Origin of the sequence: Pseudomonas rubra (assembly GCF_028656935.1) — a bacterium.
GTDB lineage: Bacteria > Pseudomonadota > Gammaproteobacteria > Pseudomonadales > Pseudomonadaceae > Aquipseudomonas > Aquipseudomonas rubra.
On record NZ_JAMDGZ010000004.1, the window covers coordinates 16559 to 40084 of the forward strand.

Below are 23526 nucleotides of genomic sequence, written 5' to 3' on the forward strand. Positions count from 1 at the left end.
GTGCAAAGACTTATGGCAAAGCGTGACTATTACGAAGTTCTGGGCGTTGAGCGCGGCTCCAGTGAAGCGGACCTGAAGAAGGCCTATCGCCGCCTGGCGATGAAGCATCACCCGGACCGTAATCCTGATGACAAGGCGTCGGAAGAGAAATTCAAGGAAGCCAACGAGGCTTATGAAGTGCTCTCCGATGCCAGCAAGCGCGCGGCCTATGACCAGTATGGTCATGCCGGCGTGGATCCGAGCATGGGTGGTGGTGGCGCTGGATTCGGCGGTGCGAACTTCTCGGATATCTTCGGTGATGTGTTCAGCGATTTCTTCGGCGGTGGCCGTGGTGGTTCGCGCGGTGGCGCCCAGCGCGGCAGTGACCTGCGATACACCCTGGAGTTGAACCTGGAAGAAGCCGTGCGCGGCACCACGGTCAATATCCGCGTGCCGACGCTGGTCAACTGCAAACCGTGTGACGGCTCCGGCGCCAAGAAAGGCTCGTCGCCTTCGACCTGCCCGACTTGCGGCGGTATTGGTCAGGTGCGCATGCAGCAGGGCTTCTTCTCGGTCCAGCAGACCTGCCCGCGCTGCCATGGCCAGGGCAAGGTCATCACCGATCCGTGCGATTCGTGCCACGGCGAAGGCCGTATCGAAGAGTACAAAACCCTGTCGGTCAAGGTGCCGGCCGGTGTCGACACCGGCGATCGCATCCGTTTGTCCGGTGAGGGCGAGGCGGGTTCGCAAGGTGGCCCGACTGGCGACCTGTACGTTGTGATCAACGTGCGTGAACACCCGATTTTCCAGCGCGACGGCAAGCATCTGTACTGTGAAGTGCCGATCAGCTACACCGATGCCGCCCTGGGTGGCGAGCTGGAAGTGCCGACCCTCGATGGCCGGGTCATGCTGAAAATCCCTGAAGGCACTCAGACCGGTAAGCAATTCCGTCTGCGTGGCAAGGGTGTGGCGCCGGTTCGTGGTGGTGGCGCTGGTGACCTGATGTGCCGGGTCGCGGTAGAAACCCCGGTCAACCTCAGTCGCCGTCAGCGCGAGCTGCTCGAAGAGCTGCGTGATTCGTTGGAAGGCGACAGTTCCCATTCGCCGAAAGCCAATGGCTGGTTTGAAGGCGTGAAGCGCTTCTTCGGCGATCTGTAAGAAGGAATAGGGCATGCGACGTATAGCGGTAATGGGCGCGGCAGGGCGTATGGGCAAGACCCTGATCGAGGCGGTGCAGCAAACTCCGGGTGCTGGGCTGACTGCAGCAATCGATCGCCCGGACAGTTCGCTGGTCGGTGCTGATGCGGGTGAGCTGGCAGCTTTGGGTCGGATCGGCGTGCTGCTGTCCGATGACCTGGCCAAGGTCGCCGACGAGTTCGACGTGCTGATCGACTTCACTCACCCTTCGGTGACCCTGAAGAACCTGGCGTTCTGCCGCAAGGCAGGCAAGGCGATGATCATCGGCACTACCGGTTTCAGTGTCGAAGAGAAACAACTGCTGGCCGAGGCGGGCAAGGACATCCCGATCGTCTTTGCCGCCAACTTCAGCGTTGGCGTCAACCTCAGCCTCAAGCTGCTGGACATGGCCGCGCGGGTGCTGGGTGATGATGTCGATATCGAGATCATCGAGGCTCACCATCGGCACAAGGTCGATGCGCCGTCCGGTACCGCGCTGCGCATGGGTGAAGTAGTCGCCAATGCGCTGGGTCGTGACCTGCAGGAGGTGGCGGTATATGGCCGTGAAGGCCAGACCGGCGCCCGTGATCGCAAGACCATCGGCTTTGCCACCGTGCGTGCCGGCGATGTGGTCGGTGATCACACGGTGCTGTTCGCCGCTGAAGGCGAGCGCCTGGAGATCACCCACAAGGCCTCCAGTCGCATGACCTTCGCCAAGGGGGCGGTGCGTGCCGCCCTGTGGCTGGACGGGCGCGAGCCTGGCCTGTACGACATGCAGGACGTGCTCGACCTGCGTTGACCGCTGTTCGGGGCCGCTTCGCGGCCCATCGCTGGCAAGCCAGCTCCCACAGAAATTGTGCCATGGCTGAAATTTCTCAGTCTCAATAGAGCCTGTGGGAGCTGGCTTGCCAGCGATGCTTCTCCATCCCGCGACTCCCTGTCGCATTCCTGCGCCTTTCAGGCACATCAGTGGTAGACCAAAAAAGCGTTTTTCTGTAAGCTACAGCTTTAGTGTGTCCACTAAAAGCGCGCAGATAATTCGATGAAGAAAGCGGGGTGACGTGTCTATACGTCATTCCGCTTTTTTGCAACCTGCGATCGCCCCTTCAGGCTTGATTTACGGGAGGTCTTCTTGACTAAGCCAGCCATACTCGCCCTTGCTGATGGCAGCATTTTTCGCGGTGAAGCCATTGGAGCCGACGGTCAGACCGTTGGTGAGGTGGTGTTTAACACCGCAATGACCGGCTATCAGGAAATCCTGACTGACCCTTCCTATGCGCAGCAAATCGTTACCCTGACGTACCCGCACATCGGCAACACCGGCACCACGCCGGAAGACGCCGAATCCGACCGCGTCTGGTCGGCCGGCCTGGTGATTCGCGACCTGCCTCTGATCGCGAGCAACTGGCGCAACAAGCAGTCCCTGCCTGATTACCTCAAGGCCAACAACGTGGTGGCCATCGCCGGTATCGACACCCGTCGCCTGACCCGCATTCTGCGTGAGAAGGGCGCGCAGAACGGCTGTATCCTTGCTGGCGACAACATCAGCGAAGAAGCAGCAATCGCCGCCGCTCGCGGCTTCCCGGGCCTGAAGGGCATGGACCTGGCAAAAGTCGTCAGCACCAAGAGCAGCTACGAATGGCGCTCCAGCGTCTGGGAACTGAAAACCGACAGCCACGCTACTATCGAGGCTGCCGAGCTGCCTTATCACGTGGTGGCCTACGATTTCGGCGTCAAGCTGAACATTCTGCGCATGCTGGTTGCCCGCGGCTGCCGCCTGACCGTGGTGCCGGCGCAAACCCCGGCCAGCGAAGTCCTGGCGCTCAACCCTGACGGCGTGTTCCTGTCCAACGGCCCAGGCGACCCGGAGCCTTGCGACTACGCGATCCAGGCGATCAAGGACATCCTCGACACCGAAATTCCAGTGTTCGGTATCTGCCTGGGTCACCAGTTGCTGGCCCTGGCTTCCGGCGCCAAGACCGTGAAAATGGGTCATGGTCACCACGGTGCCAACCACCCGGTCCAGGACCTGGACACCGGTGTGGTGATGATCACCAGCCAGAACCACGGCTTTGCGGTTGACGAAGCGACCCTGCCGGGCAACGTGCGCGCCATCCACAAGTCGCTGTTCGACGGTACCCTGCAGGGTATCGAGCGTACCGACAAGAGCGCGTTCAGCTTCCAGGGTCACCCTGAAGCCAGCCCGGGCCCGACCGACGTCGCGCCGCTGTTCGACCGTTTCATCGATGCCATGGCCAAGCGCCGCTGAGCATCTGGCGAGAAGGCCCTGGACCGGTGCAAGCCGCGTTCAGGTGCCACCCCAAGATTGTTCAAAGCGGCTTGCCGACTGACCTGCGGAATTGAGTGACAACCCATGCCAAAACGTACAGACATTAAAAGCATCCTGATTCTTGGCGCTGGCCCGATCGTGATCGGCCAGGCTTGCGAATTCGACTACTCCGGCGCCCAGGCCTGCAAGGCCCTGCGCGAAGAGGGTTATCGCGTCATCCTGGTGAACTCCAACCCGGCCACCATCATGACCGACCCGGCCATGGCGGATGCGACCTACATCGAACCGATCAAGTGGCAGACCGTCGCCAAGATCATCGAAAAAGAGCGTCCGGATGCGCTGCTGCCGACCATGGGTGGGCAGACTGCCCTGAACTGCGCCCTGGACCTGGAACGCGAAGGCGTCCTGGAAAAGTTCGGCGTGGAAATGATCGGCGCCAATGCCGACACCATCGACAAGGCCGAAGACCGCTCGCGTTTCGACAAGGCGATGAAGGCCATTGGCCTGGAATGCCCGCGTTCCGGTATCGCCCACAGCATGGAAGAGGCCAACGCGGTCCTCGAGAAGCTCGGCTTCCCGTGCATCATCCGTCCGTCCTTCACCATGGGCGGCACCGGTGGTGGTATCGCCTACAACCGTGAAGAGTTCGAAGAAATCTGCGCCCGTGGTCTGGACCTGTCGCCAACCAAGGAACTGCTGATCGACGAATCGCTGATCGGCTGGAAAGAATACGAGATGGAAGTGGTCCGCGACAAAAAGGACAACTGCATCATCGTCTGCTCGATCGAGAACTTCGACCCGATGGGCGTGCACACCGGTGACTCGATCACCGTTGCGCCAGCACAGACTCTGACCGACAAGGAATACCAGATCATGCGCAACGCCTCGCTGGCGGTGCTGCGTGAAATCGGTGTCGAGACCGGCGGTTCCAACGTGCAGTTCGGTATCTGCCCGGACACCGGCCGTATGGTCGTGATCGAGATGAACCCACGGGTTTCGCGTTCTTCGGCCCTGGCGTCGAAAGCCACAGGCTTCCCGATCGCCAAGATCGCCGCCAAGCTGGCAGTCGGTTACACCCTCGACGAACTGCAGAACGACATCACCGGCGGCCGCACTCCGGCATCCTTCGAGCCGTCGATCGACTACGTCGTCACCAAGCTGCCGCGTTTCGCCTTCGAGAAATTCCCGAAAGCCGACGCCCGCCTGACCACCCAGATGAAATCCGTGGGTGAAGTCATGGCCATCGGCCGGACTTTCCAGGAGTCGCTGCAAAAAGCCCTGCGCGGTCTGGAAGTCGGCGTGAATGGTCTGGACCCGAAAGTTGATCTGGCCAGCCCGGATGCCACCAGCATCCTCAGGCGCGAGCTGACTGTACCGGGTGCTGAGCGCATCTGGTACGTCGCAGACGCCATGCGTTCGGGCATGACCTGCGATGAGATTTTTGCCCTGACCGGTATCGACCACTGGTTCCTGGTGCAGATGGAAGACCTGATCAAAGAAGAAGAGAAGGTCAAGACCCTGGCCCTGTCGGCGATCGACAAGGACCTGATGCTGCGCCTCAAGCGCAAGGGCTTCTCCGACCAGCGCCTGGCTAAATTGTTGGGTATCACCGACAAGAACCTGCGTCGTCACCGTCACAAGCTGGAAGTGTTCCCGGTCTACAAGCGCGTCGACACCTGCGCGGCCGAGTTCGCCACCGACACCGCTTACCTGTACTCGACCTACGAGGAAGAGTGCGAGGCCAATCCGTCGACTCGCGACAAGATCATGATCCTGGGTGGCGGTCCTAACCGTATCGGCCAGGGCATCGAGTTCGACTACTGCTGCGTGCACGCTGCACTGGCTCTGCGTGAAGACGGTTACGAGACCATCATGGTCAACTGCAACCCGGAAACTGTCTCCACTGACTACGACACCTCCGATCGCCTGTACTTCGAGCCGTTGACTCTGGAAGACGTGCTCGAAGTGGTGCGCGTCGAGAAGCCGAAGGGCGTGATCGTCCATTACGGCGGCCAGACTCCGCTGAAACTGGCCCGCGCCCTGGAAGAGGCCGGTGTGCCGATCATCGGTACCAGTCCGGACTCCATCGACCGCGCCGAAGACCGCGAGCGTTTCCAGCAGATGGTTCAGCGCCTGAACCTGCTGCAGCCGCCAAATGCCACCGTGCGCAGCGAAGACGAGGCTATTCGTGCCGCTGGCGTTATCGGTTATCCGCTGGTTGTGCGCCCGTCCTACGTGTTGGGTGGCCGTGCGATGGAAATCGTCTACGAACTGGACGAGCTCAAGCGCTACCTGCGTGAAGCGGTGCAAGTGTCCAACGACAGCCCGGTACTGCTCGACCACTTCCTCAACTGCGCCATCGAGATGGACGTGGATGCGGTCTGCGACGGTACCGATGTGGTGATCGGCGCAATCATGCAGCACATCGAACAGGCCGGCGTTCACTCTGGTGACTCGGCGTGCTCGCTGCCGCCGTACTCGCTGCCAGCCCACGTGCAGGACGAAGTCCGCGAGCAGGTCAAGAAAATGGCCCTGGAGCTGGGCGTGGTCGGCCTGATGAACGTACAACTGGCCTTGCAGGGCGATAAGATCTACGTGATCGAAGTCAACCCGCGCGCCTCGCGTACCGTGCCGTTCGTCTCCAAGTGCATCGGCACTTCGCTGGCGATGATTGCCGCTCGCGTCATGGCTGGCAAAACGCTGAAAGAGATCGGTTTCACCAAGGAAATCATTCCTAACTTCTACAGCGTCAAGGAAGCGGTGTTCCCGTTTGCCAAGTTCCCGGGTGTCGACCCGATCCTTGGCCCTGAAATGAAATCCACCGGTGAAGTCATGGGTGTCGGCGACAGCTTCGGTGAGGCGTTCGCCAAGGCCCAGATGGGTGCCAGCGAAGTCCTGCCAACCGGCGGTACCGCGTTCATCAGTGTGCGTGACGACGACAAGCCACAAGTGGCTGGCGTTGCCCGTGATCTGATCGCCCTGGGCTTCGAAGTGGTTGCCACCGTCGGTACCGCCAAGGTCATCGAAGCGGCTGGCCTGAAAGTGCGTCGCGTGAACAAGGTAACCGAAGGTCGTCCGCACGTGGTCGACATGATCAAGAACGACGAAGTGTCGTTGATCATCAATACCACTGAAGGGCGTCAGTCGATTGCCGACTCCTACTCGATTCGTCGCAATGCGTTGCAGCACAAGATTTACTGCACCACTACCATTGCGGCCGGTGAAGCCATCTGCGAAGCGCTGAAATTCGGTCCTGAAAAAACCGTTCGCCGCTTGCAGGATCTGCATGCAGGACTCAAAGCATGAGCATTACCAAGTACCCGATGACCGTCCAGGGCGCTCGCGCCCTGGAGGAAGAACACCTGTTCCTGAGCAAGACCGAGCGTCCGCGCCTGAGTCAGGCCATTGGTGAGGCCCGCGAGCTGGGCGATCTGAAGGAAAACGCCGAGTACCACGCTGCCCGTGAAGAGCAGGGTATGGTCGAGGCGCGTATTCGCGATATCGAAGGCCGTCTGCAGAACTCGGTGGTGATCGACGTGACCACCATCCCGCATTCGGGCAAGGTCATCTTCGGTACCACCGTCGAGCTGGCCAATACTGAAACCGACGAACAGGTGATCTACCAGATCGTTGGCGAAGATGAAGCTGACGTTAAAAACGGCAAGCTCTCGGTCGGTGCGCCGATCGCCCGTGCCATCATTGGCAAGGAAGAGGGTGACACCGTGGTGATCAAGACGCCAAGCGGCACCGTCGAGTACGAGATTGTCGAAGTCAAACACCTTTGACCGAAGCCGCGGCTTTGCCGCGGCCCCGGTTATCTGGCAGCTGACCCAGGTGTTCTGGGTTGGCGGCCTGTGGATGTTGCATTTCGGTTTGTTGCCGGCGTTGGGCAAGATTGGCCTGGCGCCGCTGCTGATCGAGGATATCGGCAGCCTGATGGCATCCTTGCTGGTAGCGTTTGCGGCGTTTTGCGCAGGCGTGCAGGCACTGGTGCTGATTCAGGCTCAGGGCCTGGCCAGTCTATGGCGGGACATGCGGGGGCAGTTGCTGTTGATGGCGATGCTGGCGTGCGTGGTGTATTTCGCCTTGCGCGTGGGCATGCCGGAAGAATTGCGCTGGCAGTTGTTCTGCTATCTGGTACTGGGCCTGACCGGCTTGTTGCTGGTCATGCAGCCCGTGCCGGGCAGGGCGCGCAAGGCGCGCCGCTGACCGGGGCGAACATCACTTGTAGCGGTGGATGTTCGACAGCTGCTTGTTCGGCTGCGGATTGCGGCGATAGATCAGCGCTTTCTTGCCGATGGTCTGTACCAGTTCGGCGCGGCCGGCCTTGCACAGCGCGGCAATTGCGGCGGCACGCTCTTCGCGGTCTTCGGAGCGAATTTCGACCTTGATCAGTTCGTGATCAACCAGGGCGCGTTCGAGTTCGGCGATAACCCCTTCAGTCAGCCCGTTGCCTGCCACAATCAGAACTGGTTTCAGGTCGTGGCCAATGGATTTGTACTGTTTCTTCTGCTCGTTATTGAGCGGCATAATCTGACCCTTTGTCTGATTCTGTAAAAATGGCGGCCATTTTACCCGAGGGCCCGTGGATCCGCCCAGTTAATCACGACCCTAATCATCGAGGTGCCCAATGGCGCGTTCCAAGACAAGCCTTGGCTGGCTGAAAAGACATGTCAACGATCCCTATGTGAAGCAGGCGCAGAAGGATGGCTACCGCTCGCGTGCGAGCTACAAGCTTCTGGAAGTCCAAGAGAAATACAAGCTGATCCGACCTGGCATGAGTGTAATCGACCTGGGGGCGGCGCCTGGTGGCTGGTCGCAGGTAACCAGTCGTCTGATCGGCGGTCAAGGCCGCCTGATTGCCTCCGATATCCTGGAAATGGACAGCATTCCCGACGTTACCTTCATTCAGGGCGACTTCACCCAGGATGCGGTGCTGGCACAAATCCTCGAAGCCGTGGGGAATTCGCATGTGGACCTTGTGATTTCCGATATGGCCCCCAATATGAGTGGTACGCCTGCCGTAGATATGCCCAAGGCCATGTTCCTTTGTGAGTTGGCCCTTGATCTGGCGACCCGGGTGCTCAAGCCCGGTGGCAATTTCCTGATCAAGATGTTCCAGGGCGAAGGGTTCGATGTCTACTTGAAGGACACTCGTCTGAAATTCGACAAGGTCCAGATGATCAAGCCGGACTCTTCCCGCGACAGCTCTCGCGAGCAATACTTGCTGGCATGGGGTTATCGCGGCGAGTAACAGGCGTCAGGCCGGCAGCTTTCGAGGTGCGCTATAGCTTTTTGCAATAGGACACTTTGCCTGACCTGGACAAACATCGTGTAGTCTAGGTTTCACAAAGGGTTACAGACGGCGCCTGCAGATGTGTAGGTTATGTAGTAAGTTAAGCCGGTGAATATCATGCGAGGCACGGCTGCGCCGTCAGCCGGCTTCAGAGGGTAGCTAATTGAACGATATGGCAAAGAACTTGATCCTGTGGTTGATCATCGCAGCTGTCCTGGTGACGGTGATGAACAACTTCTCCAGCCCGAATGAGCCGCAGACCCTCAACTATTCTGACTTCATTCAGCAGGTCAAGGATGGCAAGGTCGAACGCGTTGCGGTCGACGGCTACGTCATTACCGGTAAACGTACCGACGGCGACAGCTTCAAGACCATCCGTCCGGCCATTCAGGACAACGGCCTGATCGGCGATCTGGTCGACAACCACGTTGTGGTCGAAGGCAAGCAGCCAGAGCAGCAGAGCATCTGGACCCAACTGCTGGTCGCCAGCTTTCCGATCCTGGTGATCATTGCCGTATTCATGTTCTTCATGCGTCAGATGCAGGGCGGTGCTGGCGGCAAGGGCGGGCCGATGAGTTTTGGCAAGAGCAAGGCGCGCCTGCTCTCCGAAGATCAGGTGAAAACCACCCTGGCCGACGTTGCCGGCTGTGATGAAGCCAAGGAAGAAGTGGGCGAGCTGGTTGAATTCCTGCGCGATCCAGGCAAGTTCCAGCGCCTGGGCGGTCGTATTCCACGCGGTGTGCTGATGGTCGGCCCGCCTGGTACCGGTAAGACCCTTCTGGCCAAGGCCATTGCTGGCGAAGCCAAGGTGCCGTTTTTCACCATCTCCGGCTCCGACTTCGTCGAAATGTTCGTCGGTGTGGGCGCCAGCCGTGTTCGTGACATGTTTGAACAGGCCAAGAAGCACGCACCGTGCATTATCTTCATCGACGAGATCGATGCCGTTGGTCGCCATCGTGGCGCCGGCATGGGCGGCGGTCACGACGAGCGCGAGCAGACCCTCAACCAGTTGCTGGTAGAGATGGACGGCTTCGAAATGAATGACGGCATCATTGTCATCGCCGCGACCAACCGTCCGGACGTGCTCGACCCGGCGCTGCTGCGCCCAGGTCGCTTCGACCGCCAGGTCGTCGTTGGCTTGCCGGATATCCGTGGTCGTGAGCAGATCCTCAAGGTGCACATGCGCAAGGTGCCGGTTGGCGAAAACGTCAATCCTGCGGTCATTGCCCGTGGTACTCCTGGTTTCTCCGGTGCAGACCTCGCCAACCTGGTCAACGAAGCCTCGCTGTTCGCCGCTCGCGGTGGCAAGCGTGTCGTCGAGATGAAAGAGTTCGAGCTGGCCAAAGACAAGATCATGATGGGCGCCGAGCGCAAGTCCATGGTCATGTCCGAGAAAGAGAAGCAGAACACCGCTTATCACGAAGCCGGTCACGCCATTGTTGGTCGCGTTGTGCCAGAGCACGACCCGGTCTACAAGGTGTCGATCATTCCGCGTGGCCGGGCACTGGGTGTCACCATGTTCCTGCCTGAGGAAGATCGTTACAGCCTGTCCAAGCGTGCACTGATCAGCCAGATCTGCTCGCTGTACGGCGGGCGTATTGCCGAAGAGATGACTCTGGGCTTTGATGGGGTGACCACTGGTGCTTCCAACGACATCATGCGCGCCAGCCAGATTGCCCGGAACATGGTCACCAAGTGGGGCCTTTCGGAGAAGCTTGGTCCGTTGATGTACGCCGAAGAAGAGGGCGAGGTATTCCTGGGGCGCAGTGCTGGTTCTCAGCACGCCAGTGTCTCCGGCGAAACCGCCAAACTGATCGATTCCGAAGTGCGCAGCATCATTGACCAGTGTTACGCCACCGCCAAGCAGATCCTCACCGATAATCGCGACAAGCTCGATGCCATGGCCGATGCGCTGATGAAGTACGAGACCATCGATGCCGACCAGATCGACGACATCATGGCCGGTCGCGAGCCGCGCGAGCCGCGTGACTGGGAAGGTGGGTCGGGTACTCCGGGCACTTCTGCTCCGCAGGCTGATCGTCCCGAGTCGCCAATCGGCGGTCCGGCGGCGCAAGTCTAAGGGCATTTATGACCTCACAGCAGTACCCAGCCCGGTTGCCTTGCGGCAACCGGGTTCTTGATTTGTCCCGTACCCATGTCATGGGTATCCTCAATATCACCCCCGATTCCTTTTCCGATGGCGGTCGCTTCACTCAACGTGATGCGGCCTTGCGCCACGCCGAGGCGATGGTGGCTGCTGGCGCGACCCTGGTCGATGTCGGTGGCGAGTCCACGCGCCCAGGTGCGCGTGCGGTGTCGGCGCTTGAAGAGCTGGAGCGCGTCGCTCCGATCGTCGAGGCGATCAATCGCGAGCTCGACGTGATCATCTCGGTCGATACCTCTACGCCCGCGGTTATCCGCGAATCGGCCAGGCTCGGTGCCGGGCTGATCAACGATGTGCGCTCGCTCAGCCGTGATGGTGCCCTGGATGCTGCTGCAGCTACTGGCTTGCCGGTGTGCCTGATGCATATGCGTGGCGAGCCAGGCGACATGCAGGACGCTCCTTGTTACCAGGATGTCACTGCCGAGGTGGCGAGCTATCTTGAAGAGCGAATGGCGGCGTGTGCGGCCGTGGGCATCGAGGCTGAACGGATCATCCTTGATCCGGGTTTCGGCTTTGCCAAGACCCTTGAGCATAACCTCAGCCTGTTCAAGCATATGCAAGCGCTTTATCGGTTGGGGCGGCCCTTGCTGGTGGGTGTTTCGCGCAAGAGCATGATCGGCTTGGCCCTGGGCCGTCCGGTCGGTGAACGGCTCTATGGCAGCCTTGCCCTGGCTGCGCTGGCGATGACTCAGGGTGCGAGCATATTGCGCGTTCACGATGTCGCCGAAACCGCCGATGTAGTGCGGATGATTGCTGCGGTGCAGACCGCCGAATAAGAGTGATGGAGCATTTATGAGCAGAAAATATTTTGGCACCGATGGCATTCGTGGCCGTGTAGGTGAGTTTCCGATCACCCCTGATTTCATGCTCAAGCTCGGATGGGCGGCGGGCATGGCCTTTCGCAAGCAAGGCGCCTGCCGGGTGCTGGTCGGTAAAGACACGCGTATTTCCGGCTACATGTTCGAGTCGGCGCTGGAAGCCGGGCTGTCTGCGGCGGGCGCCGATGTGATGCTGCTCGGGCCGATGCCGACGCCGGCCATCGCCTACCTGACTCGCACCTTCCATGCTGAAGCAGGCATTGTCATCAGCGCTTCGCACAATCCCCATGACGACAACGGCATCAAGTTCTTCTCGGGCCAAGGCACCAAGCTGCCGGACGAGGTCGAACTGATGATCGAAGAACTGCTCGATCAGCCGATGACTGTGGTCGAATCGGGCAAGTTGGGCAAGGTATCGCGCATAAACGACGCGGCCGGGCGTTACATCGAATTCTGCAAGAGCAGTGTGCCAAGCAGTACCGACTTTGCCGGCCTCAAGCTGGTGGTTGACTGTGCCCACGGTGCTACCTACAAGGTCGCGCCCAGCGTGTTCCGTGAGCTCGGTGCTGATGTTACGGTGCTGTCGGCGCAGCCGGATGGCCTGAACATCAACGAGAATTGCGGCTCGACTCATATCGAATCACTGCAGGCGGCGGTCCTGGTAGGTCATGCGGACCTGGGCATCGCCTTCGATGGTGACGGCGATCGGGTGTTGATGGTCGATCACACTGGTGCGATTGTCGATGGCGATGAGCTTCTGTTCATCATTGCTCGTGATCTGCATGAGCGCGGCAAGCTGCAGGGTGGGGTGGTGGGCACCCTGATGAGTAACCTGGGGCTGGAGCTGGCTCTGAAGGAGCTGGACATCCCGTTCGTGCGCGCCAAGGTCGGTGACCGCTACGTGATGGCCGAACTGCTGGCGCGCGACTGGGTAATCGGAGGCGAGAACTCCGGGCACGTGGTGTGCTGCAACCACACCACCACCGGTGATGCGATCATCGCCGCGCTGCAGGTGCTGATGGCCCTCAAACGCCGCGAAGAGACGCTGGCTCAGGCCCGTCAGGCCCTGCGCAAATGCCCGCAGGTGTTGATCAATGTGCGCTTTGGTGCGAGCAAGGTCGACCCGCTGGAGCACCCGGCCGTCAAAGACGCCAGTGCCAAGGTTACCGAGGCACTGGCAGGTCGTGGTCGTGTGCTACTGCGCAAGTCCGGGACAGAGCCTTTGGTGCGGGTAATGGTCGAAGGCGAGGATGAAAATCAGGTCCGCGGCCACGCCGAAGCCCTGGCAAAACTGGTAAGTGAAGTTTGCGTTTGAAATACGCTTGCCAGAGGTGATCGGGTTGGGTAACATCTGCGCCCTCTTTGACCGACGAGGTACAGCATGCGTCGCCCTATGGTAGCTGGTAACTGGAAGATGCACGGTACCCGCGCCAGCGTCGCTGAGCTGATCAAGGGCTTGAGTGATCTCGCCCTACCGAGCGGTGTTGAGGTCGCGGTGTTTCCCCCGGCGTTGTACATCAATCAGGTAGTTGATGGTGTTCAAGGCAAGGCGATCGCCGTCGGCGCTCAGAATTCTGCGGTACAGCCTGAGCAAGGCGCACTGACAGGTGAAGTTGCACCGAGTCAGCTGGTCGAGGCAGGTTGCGAGCTGGTACTGATTGGGCACTCGGAGCGTCGCCAGATCATTGGTGAAAGCGACGAAGTACTCAATCGCAAGTTCGCTGCGGCACAGGCTTGTGGTTTGAAGCCGGTGCTCTGCGTAGGGGAAACCCTCGAAGAGCGCGAAGCAGGTAAAACGCTTGAGATTGTCGGGCGTCAGCTGGACAGCGTCATCGAAGCGTTCGGTGTCGAAGTCTTCGCCCAAGCGGTGATTGCCTATGAGCCTGTATGGGCCATCGGTACCGGGCTGACAGCCTCGCCACAGCAGGCTCAGGATGTGCATAAGGCCATTCGTGAGCAGCTGGCGGCAAAGAACCCTGAGGTCGCAGTGAGTGTGCGGCTTCTATACGGCGGCAGCGTGAAGGCGGCCAATGCGGCTGAACTGTTCGGCATGCCGGATATCGATGGGGGCCTGATTGGTGGGGCTTCCCTGAACGCAGACGAATTCGGTGCAATTTGTCGCGCCGCAGGAAACTGAAAAATGCTGGAAACAGTCATCGTTGTTTTGCATCTGTTGGGCGCGCTGGGTTTGGTAGTGCTGGTGTTGCTGCAACAGGGTAAAGGTGCGGAAGCGGGTGCATCTTTCGGCGCAGGTGCTTCAAATACTGTGTTCGGAAGCCAAGGTTCTGCTACCTTTCTGAGTAAGTTTACTGCTATACTAGCTGCCTCTTTCTTCTTAACTGCTCTTGGGTTAGGATACTTTGCTAAGGAGAAGGCTCAAGAGCTGACTCAAGTAGGGTTGCCAAATCCAGCGGTCTTGGAAGTGAAGCAGCAAAAGCCGGCAACAGATGATGTACCGGTGCTCCAGGAGCAGAAGAGCGAAGCCACTAACGCTGGCGATGTTCCTCCGGCTCAAGAGCAGAAGTAACGGGTTTCAAAGTAGTATTGCCGAGGTGGTGGAATTGGTAGACACGCAACCTTGAGGTGGTTGTGCCCATAGGGTGTAGGGGTTCGAGTCCCCTTCTCGGTACCAATTGAAACAAGACAGCCCGCTACAGCGGGCTTTCTTGTAGGTGGAGGTTAGATTGACCCTTTCGGGGTTCGGTCGTATACTTTCGCCCCAGCTTTGTCGCGGGGTGGAGCAGTCTGGTAGCTCGTCGGGCTCATAACCCGAAGGTCGTTGGTTCAAATCCAGCCCCCGCAACCAGTTTCAGCGGAGCCCCTTTTGCAGGGGCTTTTTCTTGGCTGAACAGTCATAGCGCCGGTATTCAACGGCGTATCAGGGATGGGCGCTTTGCCCATTTTTTATTTGCATAGCATGCACGAGGGGGTTCAGGTGTCGAGCAAGCTAGAACAGTTGCAGGCCTTGTTGGCCCCGGTGGTCGAGGCTCTTGGCTATCAATGCTGGGGGATCGAATTCATCTCTCAAGGCAAACATTCGGTACTGCGTATCTATATCGATAAAGAGGATGGAATCCTGGTTGATGACTGCGCGATTGTCAGTCGTCAGATCAGCGGTGTTCTCGATGTCGAAGATCCGATCAGTTCCGAGTACACCCTTGAAGTGTCCTCTCCTGGCATGGAACGCCCACTGTTCACTTTGGAACAGTACGCTTCGCATGCCGGCGAACAAGTGAAGATCAAGCTGCGTACGCCCTTTGAAGGTCGTCGTAACTTTCAGGGCCTTCTCCGTGGCGTGGAGGAGCAGGATGTGGTTGTTCAGGTAGATAACCAGGAATTCCTGTTGCCGATCGATTCGATCGACAAGGCCAACATTATTCCCAGTTTTGACTGAGACGTGCCGGATCCCGCGGACCGCGCGGATCCAATGGCTTGCGAAAGGCGAGGCGTACGATGAGCAAAGAAGTACTGCTGGTTGTTGAGTCGGTATCCAACGAAAAGGGCGTACCGGCCAGCGTAATTTTTGAAGCGCTGGAAGTGGCCTTGGCCACTGCAACCAAAAAACGTTTTGACGACGAAGTCGACCTGCGTGTGGAAATCAACCGCCACACCGGTAGCTACGAAACCTTCCGTCGCTGGACTGTCGTCGAGGAAAAGGATCTGGATGATCCGGCAATCGAAGTGTGGCCAGCGAAGATTCAGGAGACCCATCCTGAAGCTAAAGTCGGTGACGTGATCGAAGAGAAGATCGAGTCGATCGAGTTCGGCCGCATCGCTGCCCAGACCGCCAAGCAAGTCATCGTCCAGAAGGTCCGTGAAGCCGAACGCGCTCAGGTGGTGGATGCTTACCGCGAGCGTCTGGGCGAGATCATCTCCGGCACCGTCAAGAAGGTCACCCGTGACAACGTCATCGTTGACCTGGGCAACAACGCCGAAGCGTTGCTGGCCCGTGAAGACATCATCTCTCGCGAGACTTTCCGTGTCGGCGTGCGCCTGCGCGCACTGCTCAAGGAAATCCGCACCGAGAACCGCGGCCCGCAGTTGATCCTGTCGCGTACCGCGCCACAGATGCTGATCGAATTGTTCCGCATCGAAGTGCCGGAAATCGCCGAGGGTCTGATCGAAGTCATGGCCGCGTCCCGTGACCCGGGTTCGCGCGCCAAGATCGCTGTGCGCTCCAAGGACAAGCGTATCGACCCGCAAGGTGCCTGTATCGGCATGCGCGGTTCGCGTGTCCAGGCAGTGTCCGGCGAACTGGGTGGAGAGCGTGTGGATATCGTCCTCTGGGACGACAACCCTGCACAGTTCGTCATCAACGCCATGTCGCCGGCTGAAGTCGCGGCGATCATCGTCGATGAAGACGCCCACGCCATGGACATCGCCGTGGGTGCCGACAACCTGGCCCAGGCTATTGGCCGTGGTGGCCAGAACGTGCGCCTGGCCAGTCAGTTGACCGGCTGGACCCTGAACGTGATGACCGAATCGGACATCCAGGCCAAGCAGCAAGCTGAAACCGGTGACATCCTGCGCAACTTCATCGATGAGCTGGAAGTCGACGAAGAGCTGGCACAGGTGCTGGTCGATGAAGGCTTCACCAGCCTGGAAGAGATTGCCTACGTACCGCTGGAAGAAATGCTCAACATCGACGGCTTTGACGAAGACATCGTCAATGAGCTTCGTGCTCGCGCCAAGGATCGCCTGTTGACCAAAGCCATCGCTACTGAGGAAAAGCTGGCAGACGCCCATCCGGCCGAAGACCTGCTCTCGCTTGAGGGCATGGACAAGGATTTGGCGATGGAACTGGCGGTGCGCGGCGTAGTTACCCGCGAAGACCTGGCCGAGCAGTCGATTGATGACCTGCTCGACATCGACGGCATCGACCAAGAGCGTGCCGGCAAGTTGATCATGGCCGCCCGAGCCCACTGGTTCGAGTAATTAGGCGCGGCCTGAGGAGAGAAGTGCATGACGCAAGTCACGGTGAAAGAATTGGCCCAAGAGGTCGCTGCACCGGTAGAGCGCCTGCTGCAGCAGATGCGTGAGGCAGGTCTGCCGCACACCGACGCCGGTCAGGTAGTGACCGATAATGAGAAGCAGGCATTGCTGGCTCATTTGAAGAGCAGCCACAAGGCAAAAGTGGAAGAACCGCGCAAGATTACCTTGCAGCGCAAAACCACCAGCACCCTGCGTGTCGCCGGTAGCAAGAGCATCAGCGTAGAAGTACGCAAGAAGAAAGTATTCGTTCAGCGCAGCCCGGAAGAAATCCAGGCCGAGCAGAAGCGCGAGCTGGAAGAGCGCCGTGCAGCCGAAAACGCTGCCCGTGAAAAGACCGATGCCCAGGCACGTCAGCGTGTCGAGGAAGAAGTCCGTCGCCAACCTGCCGCTGCGCCTGCCGCACCGGCTGCTGTCGCTCCGGCTCCGGCTGCGGCACCTGTGATCGTAGCTGCTGACGCTGCTCCGGCCCCGGTTGCCGACCGCAAGAAAGACGACGTGCGTCGCAGCGACAAGTCGCGTGACGACGAGCGTCGTGGCGGCGAGCGCCGTAACGAAGCGCCGCGCGTTTCGGTCAAGGTCAAGGAAAAGGAAAAGGCGCCAACCCCGCGTGCCGCTCCGCGTACTACCGACGAAGAAAGCGATGGCTTCCGTCGTGGTGGCCGTGGCAAGGGCAAGCCGAAGAAGCGCAATGCCCATGGCTTCCAGAGCCCGACCGGTCCGGTGATCCGCGACGTGCAGATCGGCGAGACCATCACGGTTGCCGATCTGGCGAGCCAGATGTCCGTCAAGGGCGCTGAAGTCGTCAAGTTCATGTTCAAACTGGGCACTCCGGTTACCATCAACCAGGTGCTTGATCGCGAGACCGCTCAACTGGTCGCCGAAGAGCTGGGCCACAAGGTCACCCTGGTCAGCGATACTGCCCTGGAAGACTCCCTGGCCGAATCGCTGAAATTCGAAGGCGAGGCGTTCTCCCGTGCACCCGTCGTGACCGTAATGGGCCACGTTGACCACGGTAAGACCTCGCTGCTCGACTACATCCGTCGTGCCAAGGTAGCTGCTGGCGAAGCCGGTGGTATTACTCAGCACATCGGTGCGTACCACGTCGAAACCGACCGCGGCATGGTCACCTTCCTCGACACCCCGGGCCACGCCGCGTTTACCGCCATGCGTGCCCGTGGTGCCAAGGCGACCGACATCGTGATCCTGGTGGTTGCGGCGGACGACGGCGTGATGCCGCAAACCCGCGAAGCGGTCCAGCACGCCAAGGCTGCCGGTGTTCCGCTGGTTGTGGCGGTGAACAAGATCGACAAGCCAGGTGCCGACCTCGATCGCATCCGTAACGAACTCTCCGTCGAAGGCGTTACCTCCGAGGAATGGGGTGGTGACACGCCGTTCGTCAAGGTCTCGGCGAAGATGGGTACCGGTGTCGACGAGTTGCTCGAAGCCGTCCTGCTGCAAGCCGAAATTCTCGAGCTCAAGGCCACTCCATCGGCCCCGGGTCGTGGTGTGGTGGTCGAGTCGCGCCTGGACAAGGGCCGCGGCCCGGTGGCTACCGTGCTGGTTCAAGACGGTACCCTGCGTCAGGGCGACATGGTCCTGTGCGGTTCGAACTACGGCCGTGTACGGGCCATGCTCGACGAAAACGGCAAGCCTGTTAAGGAAGCTGGTCCTGCGATCCCGGTCGAGATTCTCGGCCTGGACGGCACTCCGGACGCCGGTGACGAGCTGTCGGTAGTGGCTGACGAGAAGAAAGCCCGTGAAGTTGCCCTGTTCCGTCAAGGCAAGTTCCGCGAAGTCAAACTGGCTCGCGCTCACGCCGGCAAACTCGAGAACATTTTCGAGAACATGGGCCAGGAAGAGAAGAAAACTCTCAACATCGTGCTCAAGTCCGATGTCCGTGGTTCTCTCGAGGCCCTGCAGGGCTCCCTGAGCGGCCTGGGCAACGACGAAGTTCAGGTTCGCGTGATTGGTGGCGGTGTCGGTGGTATCACCGAGAGCGACGCCAACCTGGCCCTGGCGTCCAATGCAGTACTGTTCGGCTTCAACGTGCGTGCCGATGCCGGCGCGCGCAAGATCGTCGAGCAGGAAGGTCTGGATATGCGTTACTACAACGTGATCTACGACATCATTGAAGACGTCAAGAAAGCCCTGACCGGTATGCTCGGCAGCGATGTTCGCGAGAACATCCTGGGTATCGCCGAAGTGCGTGACGTGTTCCGTTCGCCGAAGTTCGGCGCCATCGCCGGCTGTATGGTCGTCGAGGGTGTGGTCTACCGCAACCGTCCGATCCGCGTACTGCGCGAGGACGTGGTGATCTTCGAAGGCGAGCTGGAATCGCTGCGTCGCTTCAAGGACGATGCGTCCGAAGTACGTGCCGGCATGGAGTGCGGTATTGGCGTCAAGAGCTACAACGACGTCAAGGTCGGCGACAAGATCGAAGTCTTCGAGAAAGTCCAAGTGGCTCGTACGCTCTAAGCCACGAGCATGGGAACCGCCAATCGTCCGCCCCAGGGCAGCGCTTGGCGGCTCTGAACGCAACGCCCGGTCCGGCTTTAGCCTGGCCGGGCGTTTGCCGCTTTAGTTACAGGTAGCAAAAATGGCAAAAGAATATAGCCGTACCCAACGCATCGGCGATCAGATTCAGCGCGAGCTGGCCCAGTTGATCCGTCGTGAAGTCAAAGACCCGCGCGTCGGCGTGGTTACCATTACCGCTGTGGATGTCAGTCGCGATGTCGGCCATGCCAAGGTGTTCATCACCTGCATGGGCCAGGAAGGCGCGGACGACATCAAGCAGACCCTCAAGGTGCTCAACGGCGCGGCCAGTTTCCTGCGCGTGCACCTGGGTAAAGAAATGCAGCTGCGCAGCGTGCCGCAACTGCATTTCCACTATGACGAAAGCGTCAGCCGCGGTGTCCATCTGTCGGCCCTGATCGAGCGCGCCGTCGCTGAAGACAAGCTGCACCAGGCTTCCGATTCCGACTCGCCCCTGGACACCAAGGAGTAAGCGGTGGCTCAGGTCAAGCGTATCCGTCGTAACGTCAGCGGCATCATCCTGCTCGACAAGCCATTGGGGTTCACCTCCAACGCTGCCTTGCAGAAGGTCCGCTGGCTGCTCAATGCCGAAAAGGCCGGGCATACCGGTAGCCTCGACCCACTGGCCAGTGGTGTATTGCCACTGTGCTTTGGAGAGGCGACCAAGTTCTCGCAATACCTGCTCGATTCCGACAAGGGCTACGAGACGGTCATGCAACTGGGCCAGACCACCACCACCGGCGATGCCGAGGGTGAAGTACTGAAGTCCCGCGAGGTGACCATTGGTCGCGCCGATATCGAAGCGGTTTTGCCACAATTTCGTGGTCAAATCAGTCAGATACCGCCGATGTACTCGGCCCTCAAGCGTGATGGTCAACCGTTGTACAAGCTTGCCCGTGCAGGTGAAGTAGTGGAGCGCGAGGCGCGTTCTGTTACTATTAACCGGTTGGAATTGCGCGAGAGCGAAGGCACCCGTGTCCGGCTGTCGGTCGGCTGCAGCAAAGGCACCTACATCCGCACCCTGGTCGAGGACATCGGCGAAGTGCTTGGTTGCGGGGCCTATGTCGCAGAATTGCGTCGTACGCACGCCGGTCCTTTCGAACTGGCCCAGACGGTGACCCTCGAAGAACTCGAAGCGGTCCACGCCGAAGGTGGCAACGAAGCGGTCGATCGCTTCCTGATGCCATCGGACAGCGGTCTGCTGGACTGGCCACTGTTGCAGTTCTCCGAGCACAGTGCGTTCTACTGGCTCAATGGTCAGCCGGTCAGAGCCCCTGACGCGCCGAAGTTCGGCATGGTTCGGGTACAAGATCACAACGGTCGCTTCATCGGTATCGGTGAAGTGAGCGAAGACGGGCGTATCGCGCCACGTCGACTGATTCGGTCAGAATGATCGAAACCCTCGGTGCCAGGCTCAGGCCTGGTTTCGGTGGTAAAGAGGATGGCTGTTAATAGGCACGGTCACGCCTCACTTTATGAATACAGGGAGCAGTCCCTGGCCTATTGGAAGCCGTTTATTCGGTTTCCCTTGATTTGGAGAAGCCAGATGGCACTCAGCGTTGAAGAAAAAGCAAAGATCGTTGGCGAATACCAGCAAGCAGCCGGTGACACCGGTAGCCCGGAAGTACAGGTTGCCCTGCTGACCGCCAACATCAACAAGCTGCAAGGCCACTTCAAGGCCAACGGTAAAGACCACCACTCCCGTCGTGGTCTGATCCGCATGGTTAACCAGCGTCGTAAGCTGCTGGACTACCTGAAAGGCAAGGACACCACTCGTTACAGCGCCCTGATCGGTCGTCTGGGTCTGCGTCGCTAATAGCGGCCTGGCCAGTGGTGTGCATGGCGTGCTGCAGTCACCAGGCGGAGCCTTTGGCCCCTGTACTGGTGAGCACGCCTTGCGTATCTATGAGGTTGGCTGTCTGTCTCGCCTGAGCGGTTTTCCGCAAAGGCAGGGCAGGCTCCCAACCTCTAGTTTTATCTGGACTGCCAACAGGGCCGATTCCCTGTTCTGCCCAAGAATTCGCAAGAACAAGTTCCCCCAGAGCCACTGAAAAGGTAGGAAACCGTGAACCCGGTAATCAAGAAATTCCAGTTCGGTCAATCGACCGTTACCCTCGAGACGGGCCGTATTGCTCGTCAAGCGTCCGGCGCCGTATTGGTCACCGTCGACAACGATGTCACCGTACTGGTGACCGTGGTTGGTGCCAAACAGGCCGATCCAGGCAAAGGCTTCTTCCCCCTGTCCGTTCACTATCAGGAAAAGACCTACGCCGCCGGCAAGATCCCTGGTGGTTTCTTCAAGCGTGAAGGCCGTCCTTCCGAGAAAGAAACCCTGACCTCGCGTCTGATCGACCGTCCGATCCGTCCGCTGTTCCCAGAAGGCTTCATGAACGAAGTGCAGGTTGTCTGCACCGTCGTTTCCACCAGCAAGAAAACCGATCCGGACGTCGCGGCGATGATCGGTACCTCGGCTGCCCTGGCCATTTCGGGTATTCCGTTCGAAGGCCCGATCGGCGCCGCCCGTGTTGCTTTCCATGAAAGCACCGGCTACCTGCTGAACCCGACCTACGAGCAACTGGCAGCCTCGAGCCTGGACATGGTCGTTGCCGGTACCTCCGACGCCGTTCTGATGGTTGAATCCGAAGCCAAAGAGCTGACCGAAGACCAGATGCTGGGCGCCGTACTGTTCGCCCACGACGAATTCCAGGTTGTGATCCAGGCTGTCAAAGAGCTGGCCGCCGAAGCTGCCAAGCCGACCTGGGACTGGACTGCCAAGGCCGAGAACACTCCGCTGCTGAGCGCTATCCGCGCCGAGCTGGGCGAAGCTGTTTCCCAGGCTTACACCATCACCGTCAAGGCCGACCGTTACGCTCGCCTGGGTGAACTGCGCGATCAAGCGATTGCCAAGTTCTCCGGTGAAGAAGGCCAGCCAAGCGCTTCCGAAGTCAAAGAAATCTTCGGCGAAATCGAATACCGCACCGTTCGTGAAAACATCGTTAACGGCAAGCCACGTATCGATGGCCGCGACACCAAGACTGTGCGTCCGCTGAACATCGAAGTCGGTGTTCTGCCAAAGACCCACGGTTCGGCCCTGTTCACCCGTGGCGAAACCCAGGCCCTGGTCGTTGCGACCCTGGGTACTGCCCGTGACGCACAACTGCTGGACACCCTCGAAGGCGAGAAGAAAGACCCCTTCATGCTGCACTACAACTTCCCTCCGTTCTCGGTGGGCGAGTGTGGCCGCATGGGCGGTGCTGGCCGTCGCGAAATCGGTCACGGCCGTCTGGCTCGCCGTTCGGTCCAGGCCATGCTGCCTGCAGCTGACGTGTTCCCGTACACCATCCGCGTCGTCTCGGAAATCACCGAATCCAACGGTTCCAGCTCCATGGCTTCGGTCTGTGGTGCATCCCTGGCACTGATGGACGCTGGTGTGCCGATGAAGGCACCGGTTGCCGGTATCGCCATGGGTCTGGTTAAAGAAGGCGAGAAATTCGCTATTCTGACCGACATCCTCGGTGACGAAGACCACCTGGGCGACATGGACTTCAAGGTAGCCGGTACCGCCAAGGGTGTTACCGCGCTGCAGATGGACATCAAGATCAACGGCATCACCGAAGAGATCATGGAAATCGCCCTGGGCCAGGCCCTGGACGCGCGCCTGAACATCCTCGGTCAGATGAACCAGATCATCGGTCAGTCCCGTAGCGAACTGTCGGAAAACGCTCCGACCATGATCGCCATGAAGATCGACACCGACAAGATCCGTGACGTCATCGGTAAAGGCGGCGCGACCATCCGTGCCATCTGTGAAGAAACCAAGGCTTCGATCGATATCGAAGACGACGGTTCGATCAAGATCTTCGGTGAGACCAAAGACGCCGCTGAAGCTGCTCGTCAGCGCGTTCTGAGCATCACTGCCGAGGCCGAAATCGGCAAGATCTACGTCGGCAAGGTCGAGCGCATCGTCGACTTCGGTGCTTTCGTCAACATCCTGCCTGGCAAAGACGGTCTGGTTCACATCTCCATGCTGAGCGATGCTCGCGTCGAGAAAGTGACCGACATTCTCAAAGAAGGTCAGGAAGTTGAAGTACTGGTACTGGACGTGGACAACCGCGGCCGTATCAAGCTGTCGATCAAGGACGTTGCCGCTGCCAAGGCATCCGGTGTCTAAGAACGTGGCTTAAGAAAAAGGACCCTTCGGGGTCCTTTTTTTGTGCCTGGTAAAAGTCGCCTGCGGACTTGCATCTTGCATGCAAGATTTTGTCTCTGCTTGCAAATT

20 protein-coding genes and 2 tRNA genes are annotated in these 23526 nt (G+C 59.5%); 21 read left to right on the top strand and 1 reads right to left on the bottom strand.

Going from position 1 to position 23526, the window contains the following annotated elements; all coding sequences use genetic code 11:
* Positions 1-12: 12 nt before the first annotated feature.
* From dnaJ to M5G17_RS02375, 6 genes are all read left to right on the top strand, one after another.
* On the top strand, positions 13-1137 hold the full coding sequence (gene dnaJ, locus M5G17_RS02350; protein ID WP_130266366.1) for a molecular chaperone DnaJ: 1125 nt from the start codon (positions 13-15) through the stop codon (positions 1135-1137).
* Positions 1138-1150: 13 nt separating this feature from the next.
* Complete coding sequence (gene dapB, locus M5G17_RS02355) at positions 1151-1954, top strand: 4-hydroxy-tetrahydrodipicolinate reductase (protein ID WP_038998653.1); 804 nt, start codon at positions 1151-1153, stop codon at positions 1952-1954.
* Between the two features lie 333 nt (positions 1955-2287).
* Positions 2288-3424, top strand: a complete 1137-nt coding sequence (carA, locus tag M5G17_RS02360) for a glutamine-hydrolyzing carbamoyl-phosphate synthase small subunit (protein WP_273891399.1) — start codon at positions 2288-2290, stop codon at positions 3422-3424.
* A gap of 105 nt (positions 3425-3529) precedes the next feature.
* Entirely contained in the window at positions 3530-6751 is a 3222-nt protein-coding gene (carB, locus tag M5G17_RS02365; protein ID WP_273891400.1) for a carbamoyl-phosphate synthase large subunit, read from the top strand.
* Entirely contained in the window at positions 6748-7230 is a 483-nt protein-coding gene (gene greA, locus M5G17_RS02370; protein ID WP_273891401.1) for a transcription elongation factor GreA, read from the top strand. Before carB ends, greA begins: the two co-directional genes overlap by 4 nt.
* On the top strand, positions 7208-7654 hold the full coding sequence (locus M5G17_RS02375; protein WP_420793402.1) for an MFS transporter: 447 nt from the start codon (positions 7208-7210) through the stop codon (positions 7652-7654). The genes greA and M5G17_RS02375 overlap by 23 nt, the downstream gene beginning before the upstream one ends.
* 12 nt (positions 7655-7666) lie before the next feature.
* On the opposite strand, the gene yhbY is transcribed toward M5G17_RS02375, so the two are convergent.
* Positions 7667-7975, bottom strand: a complete 309-nt coding sequence (gene yhbY, locus M5G17_RS02380; protein WP_010222973.1) for a ribosome assembly RNA-binding protein YhbY — start codon at positions 7973-7975, stop codon at positions 7667-7669.
* A gap of 100 nt (positions 7976-8075) precedes the next feature.
* Here yhbY and rlmE point away from each other — a divergent pair, with 100 nt between their 5' ends.
* The 15 genes from rlmE (at position 8076) to pnp (ending at position 23418) form a co-directional block, all read left to right on the top strand.
* On the top strand, positions 8076-8699 hold the full coding sequence (rlmE, locus tag M5G17_RS02385; protein ID WP_273891402.1) for a 23S rRNA (uridine(2552)-2'-O)-methyltransferase RlmE: 624 nt from the start codon (positions 8076-8078) through the stop codon (positions 8697-8699).
* Positions 8700-8913: 214 nt separating this feature from the next.
* Positions 8914-10821, top strand: coding sequence for an ATP-dependent zinc metalloprotease FtsH (gene ftsH, locus M5G17_RS02390; RefSeq protein ID WP_273891403.1), 1908 nt, complete (start codon positions 8914-8916; stop codon positions 10819-10821).
* A gap of 8 nt (positions 10822-10829) precedes the next feature.
* Positions 10830-11681 (top strand): dihydropteroate synthase, encoded by an 852-nt coding sequence (gene folP / locus M5G17_RS02395; RefSeq protein ID WP_273891404.1) that lies wholly within the window; start codon positions 10830-10832, stop codon positions 11679-11681.
* Between the two features lie 16 nt (positions 11682-11697).
* Positions 11698-13038 (top strand): phosphoglucosamine mutase, encoded by a 1341-nt coding sequence (gene glmM, locus M5G17_RS02400; protein WP_273891405.1) that lies wholly within the window; start codon positions 11698-11700, stop codon positions 13036-13038.
* A gap of 66 nt (positions 13039-13104) precedes the next feature.
* Positions 13105-13860, top strand: coding sequence for a triose-phosphate isomerase (tpiA, locus tag M5G17_RS02405; RefSeq protein ID WP_273891406.1), 756 nt, complete (start codon positions 13105-13107; stop codon positions 13858-13860).
* 3 nt (positions 13861-13863) lie between these two features.
* Complete coding sequence (gene secG / locus M5G17_RS02410; RefSeq protein ID WP_273891407.1) at positions 13864-14250, top strand: preprotein translocase subunit SecG; 387 nt, start codon at positions 13864-13866, stop codon at positions 14248-14250.
* A 19-nt stretch (positions 14251-14269) separates the two neighbouring features.
* Positions 14270-14355, top strand: a tRNA-Leu gene (locus M5G17_RS02415).
* A gap of 97 nt (positions 14356-14452) precedes the next feature.
* Positions 14453-14529: transfer RNA gene (locus tag M5G17_RS02420), tRNA-Met, on the top strand.
* A 129-nt stretch (positions 14530-14658) separates the two neighbouring features.
* On the top strand, positions 14659-15117 hold the full coding sequence (gene rimP, locus M5G17_RS02425) for a ribosome maturation factor RimP (protein ID WP_165392293.1): 459 nt from the start codon (positions 14659-14661) through the stop codon (positions 15115-15117).
* Between the two features lie 59 nt (positions 15118-15176).
* On the top strand, positions 15177-16658 hold the full coding sequence (gene nusA, locus M5G17_RS02430) for a transcription termination factor NusA (RefSeq protein ID WP_130266357.1): 1482 nt from the start codon (positions 15177-15179) through the stop codon (positions 16656-16658).
* A 27-nt stretch (positions 16659-16685) separates the two neighbouring features.
* Positions 16686-19190 (top strand): translation initiation factor IF-2, encoded by a 2505-nt coding sequence (infB, locus tag M5G17_RS02435; protein ID WP_273891408.1) that lies wholly within the window; start codon positions 16686-16688, stop codon positions 19188-19190.
* A 121-nt stretch (positions 19191-19311) separates the two neighbouring features.
* Positions 19312-19719, top strand: a complete 408-nt coding sequence (gene rbfA / locus M5G17_RS02440; protein WP_273891409.1) for a 30S ribosome-binding factor RbfA — start codon at positions 19312-19314, stop codon at positions 19717-19719.
* Positions 19720-19722: 3 nt separating this feature from the next.
* Positions 19723-20640 carry a tRNA pseudouridine(55) synthase TruB gene (gene truB, locus M5G17_RS02445; protein WP_273891410.1) on the top strand — a complete coding sequence of 306 codons (918 nt, stop codon included), beginning with the start codon at positions 19723-19725 and terminating at the stop codon, positions 20638-20640.
* 153 nt (positions 20641-20793) lie between these two features.
* Positions 20794-21063 carry a 30S ribosomal protein S15 gene (gene rpsO, locus M5G17_RS02450; RefSeq protein ID WP_010222985.1) on the top strand — a complete coding sequence of 90 codons (270 nt, stop codon included), beginning with the start codon at positions 20794-20796 and terminating at the stop codon, positions 21061-21063.
* Positions 21064-21312: 249 nt separating this feature from the next.
* Positions 21313-23418 carry a polyribonucleotide nucleotidyltransferase gene (pnp, locus tag M5G17_RS02455; protein WP_273891411.1) on the top strand — a complete coding sequence of 702 codons (2106 nt, stop codon included), beginning with the start codon at positions 21313-21315 and terminating at the stop codon, positions 23416-23418.
* Positions 23419-23526 lie beyond the last annotated feature (108 nt).